The sequence below is a fragment of the Thermanaerothrix sp. genome (genome assembly GCA_026417795.1).
Lineage (GTDB): Bacteria > Synergistota > Synergistia > Synergistales > Synergistaceae > Thermanaerovibrio.
The window spans coordinates 1-3,627 of sequence record JAOACP010000065.1 but is presented as its reverse complement, the minus strand read 5'-3'; the positions used below and the strand labels follow the sequence as shown (position 1 = coordinate 3,627).

General features: G+C 51.8%; 4 protein-coding genes. 2 read left to right on the top strand and 2 right to left on the bottom strand.

The window, feature by feature from the left end; all coding sequences use genetic code 11:
• Nucleotides 1-398, top strand: a 398-nt coding sequence (locus N2315_08905; protein MCX7829295.1) for an aminotransferase class I/II-fold pyridoxal phosphate-dependent enzyme, incomplete at its 5' end; no start/stop codon positions are given.
• An 89-nt stretch (nucleotides 399-487) separates the two neighbouring features.
• Nucleotides 488-1,402 carry an undecaprenyl-diphosphate phosphatase gene (locus tag N2315_08900; GenBank protein ID MCX7829294.1) on the top strand — a complete coding sequence of 305 codons (915 nt, stop codon included), beginning with the start codon at nucleotides 488-490 and terminating at the stop codon, nucleotides 1,400-1,402.
• A 63-nt stretch (nucleotides 1,403-1,465) separates the two neighbouring features.
• Here the strand turns inward: N2315_08900 and N2315_08895 are convergent, their stop codons facing one another.
• Both N2315_08895 and N2315_08890 read right to left on the bottom strand, forming a co-directional pair.
• Complete coding sequence (locus tag N2315_08895) at nucleotides 1,466-2,248, bottom strand: DUF2807 domain-containing protein (GenBank protein MCX7829293.1); 783 nt, start codon at nucleotides 2,246-2,248, stop codon at nucleotides 1,466-1,468.
• A gap of 81 nt (nucleotides 2,249-2,329) precedes the next feature.
• Entirely contained in the window at nucleotides 2,330-3,472 is a 1,143-nt protein-coding gene (locus N2315_08890; protein ID MCX7829292.1) for a response regulator, read from the bottom strand.
• Nucleotides 3,473-3,627 lie beyond the last annotated feature (155 nt).

The following is a 3,627-nucleotide window of genomic DNA, read 5'->3' as shown; positions in this document are numbered from 1 at the left end:
TTGCCCGGCCCCTTATCTTTAGCGCCAGCATGCCGCCCGCGAACATTGCCGCCGCAGCCAAGGCGCTGGAAATCATTGAAGCCGAACCAGAGCGGATACATCGGCTCCAGGCCATTGCTCAAAAGATGCTTCGGGGCTTTAAAGAGCTCGGTTTTGACATTGGCACCGCCGAAACCCCCATCGTTCCTCTGCATATTAAGGATAACCAGAAAACCTTTCTCTTCTGGAAAGCCCTGTACGAAGCGGGGATTTACGTAAATCCCGTTATAGCCCCAGCGGTTCCTCCCAATGGGGCCCTTATCAGAACCTCCTACATGGCTATTCATACCGACGAAGAACTGGATACAATCCTTGAAGTATCTGGCCAGGTAGGGAAACGGTTAGGGATTATTCCGTAGAAGGCGCCCAAAAAAGGGGCGTCTTCCCCGACGGGCCTTTTGTAAGAGTTCTTACTCTGCAGACAATACACACACAAGGAGTACACCGCATGAGTATCTTAGAAGCCTTGTTTTTAGGGGTTGTGCAGGGGCTTACCGAATTCCTCCCCGTAAGCAGTTCGGGGCACCTGGTGCTTTTTCAAAAGCTTTTTGGGTTAAAGGATGTGCCCCTCTTGTTTGATACCCTGCTCCATTGTGGAACCCTTCTGGCCGTTTTTGTTGCCCTCTGGGATGATATCTGGCCCCTTATTCAGAGACCTTTCCAGAAAACCACGTACCTCGTCATAGTGGCCACCCTTCCCACGGTAGTCATAGCCCTGCTCTTTAAAGATTCTATTGAAACAGCCTTTTCCACGGGCGCCTGGCTCGGATGGGGTTTTCTTCTTACCACAACCTTCCTGTTAGTGGGAGAAATACTTTCACGCCGGTTTATCCCTCAGAACACCGCAGCGGAAACAGGGACGCCCCAGCAACCAGAAGCGGCAGAGGTTGCTCAGCCCTCCGATTCGGCGCCCCGGGATACCGCACATCACCATAAAGGACTCCCCATCAGAGATGCCGCCCAGATGGGATATCTCCGGGCCCTTTTCGTGGGACTCATGCAGGGCATTGCCATTTTCCCCGCCATATCCCGCTCAGGAAGCACCATTGCGGGGGGGCTTATGGCGGGCTGCGAACGGTCCTACGCAGGACGATTCTCGTTCCTCATGGCTATTCCCGCCATCCTGGGGGCCCTGGTATTCCAGCTCAAAGATATTATGCACGAAGGGCCTGGCATGCTGGGGGCGGTGTCGATATTCGCCCTGGTGGTTGGTACCGGAGCAGCAGCCATAACGGGGTTTCTTGCTATAAAACTTCTTCTTAAAATATTACAAAAAGGGCGCCTCTGGGGCTTTGCCTGCTACACGGGGCTCCTCGCCCTTTTGATTCTTCTGGACCAATACCTGGTACATCTTGTTTTTTAAGCACCCCAAAAACTAAGAGAGGCAGAAACGCTCCCCCTTCGAAGCGGGGAGCAAAAAAAGCTTTCATCGGGAGCGAATGGTGCCAGTTCCGGGAATACGACTCTTAATCCGGGGATTACCGCTGTAGGTAACGGTCCCGGAACCGGCAATGGTGATATCCAATTCTTCAAAAACACCGAGGTCCGAGTTACCTGCCCCCAATACGGAGATATACCCTTCCTTTCCGGATAAATTCTGGGCCTTCAGGGTACCGCTCCCCAACAGTTGATACTCCAGTTTTTCTACGGTACCGGCAATTTCCACCGTCCCCGACCCCAATACCTTTAGCTGAAGCTCTTCTACGTTGACCGGCAACGACACCGTACCTGAACCGGCAAGCTCTAACAGAAAGGACGGTCCTTCAAGCGTCGAATCCCCCCGTACTTCTGCCATCCCCGCAATCGAAAGTTTTTCAAGTTTGGGGGTGGTGATAACGTATTCGATAGGCGCATTCTTTAAAAATAGAAAATTCTTTTGTTGTCCCAGCACCAGGGTACGCCCTTCTACCCGTGTATCAAGGGAATCTATAAGGTTTTTATCTGCCCGGATGGTGACAGCCCAGGCATCTCCTTTTCGAAGTACTACCCGGCCTGCGCCGGGGATGCTTACCTGCGAAAAGGGAGAAAGTTCCTTTCGTACTTCCACTATTTCGCCCGAAAGCTCCCTTTCATTCTGCACCGAAAAAAATGAAGGCAGTTGCAGCGTCCCCCCTTTTTGAGAGGGGCTCCTTCGAGTAAGCCCATAAAAGGTGCTCCCTACCGTGATAAGCCCCACAAGGAGTAACCCATAGGCAATAACCTTTTTCATTTCCAGCCCCTCCCCGTTCTTTTTCTTAATAATACCCGGAGAAAGAAGGCTCGGTAAATATGGCGTATGCTAACTGCAACCCTATACTTCTACACAGATAACCGCCACATCGTCCGTATACTGCCCCCGTCTGGCAAATTCATGGACGAGCACTGAAGGAACTTCGTTCAGGGGAACATCTCGAATCATGTTTTCCGCCGCCTGTAAATACTTCATTCCCTCTACCCAGGCCATGATCTTATGGGTTTCGGGGCTTTTCACTTCCAAAAGGCCATCGGTACAGAGGATAAAGCGGTCCCCCGAGGCAATATCAATGGTTTCACTCCGATACTGAACCCCCTCCAGCATCGCGATAGGCGGATTGTCTGTTTGAAGCAACCGTCCGTTCCCTCCGGAACCCCCTTTTGGCGACGCGAGATGAAGAATCGGAGGGTGTCCGGCGGTAAGACACGTCGCCTTCAAAGAACGACGATTCACCCGCAGGGCCGCTGCCGTAAGGTAGGTGTCCTGGCAAACCGTCTGGGCAAGGATATTTCCCATGTAGCTAAAGGTTTCTTCCATCGTGTACGTAGGAGTAGAAAACTGCTTTAAAAGGACCTTTACCGCGGGGGTAATAAAACTGGTCCCCACCTCATGGCCTGCCACATCCACCATGACGTAGAGGTAAACATCATCTGCTACCCGAATCACATCGTAAAAGTCTCCCCCCACCTCATGGAGGGATTGATAGTAGACCGCAAAGCGAGCCTCAGGGAAATCGGCCGGCTGAATTAATAGGGCGTGCTGGGCTTCCTTGATTTGCCGCATACTTTCTATCTTGCTCTGTAAAAGCTCCTGATTTGCCATACTCAGCCGAATGTGAACCCGAACCCGGGCCTTTATTTCCGCTGGCCTGGCGGATTTTACAATATAATCTACCGCCCCTAATTCAAAGGCCCTGAGTTTTGAGTCCTCATCATCCAGGCTGGTGAGCATAATCACCGGGATTCCTGCCAGGGAAGGGGCGGCCTTAAGGCGCTTTAGGGTTTCAAAGCCATCAATGCCCCCCATTATCACGTCCAGAAGAATTAAAAGGGGCCGTTCCTTTTCTGCTACCGCAAGGCAGGCCTCTCCGCTAGAAGCCTCTATCACTCGATAGCCCTCTTCGTCCAGGATATAGTGTAAGTAACTCCGGTTTACCGCCGAATCGTCCACAATCAACACAGGGTATACCGTATCAAGCATAGTATTGTTCCTTCATAAAAAAGGGGGTCGCTTTTCTCACCACCCTACCATCCCCTAAACAGGGTATCCCCCGCTCTTGTGAACGGCATATTCCCGTGCGGCACACCCATTTCTCAAAAGAAAAAAAATTCTTTCCGAAAGGCGAGGGATATACC

Bases quoted from the DNA above. Each gene is read 5' to 3' on its own strand.
- N2315_08900 (MCX7829294.1), top strand. From the start codon at position 488: ATGAGTATCTTAGAAGCCTTGTTTTTAGGGGTTGTGCAGGGGCTTACC.
- N2315_08895 (MCX7829293.1), bottom strand. From the start codon at position 2,248: ATGAAAAAGGTTATTGCCTATGGGTTACTCCTTGTGGGGCTTATCACG.
- N2315_08890 (MCX7829292.1), bottom strand. From the start codon at position 3,472: ATGCTTGATACGGTATACCCTGTGTTGATTGTGGACGATTCGGCGGTA.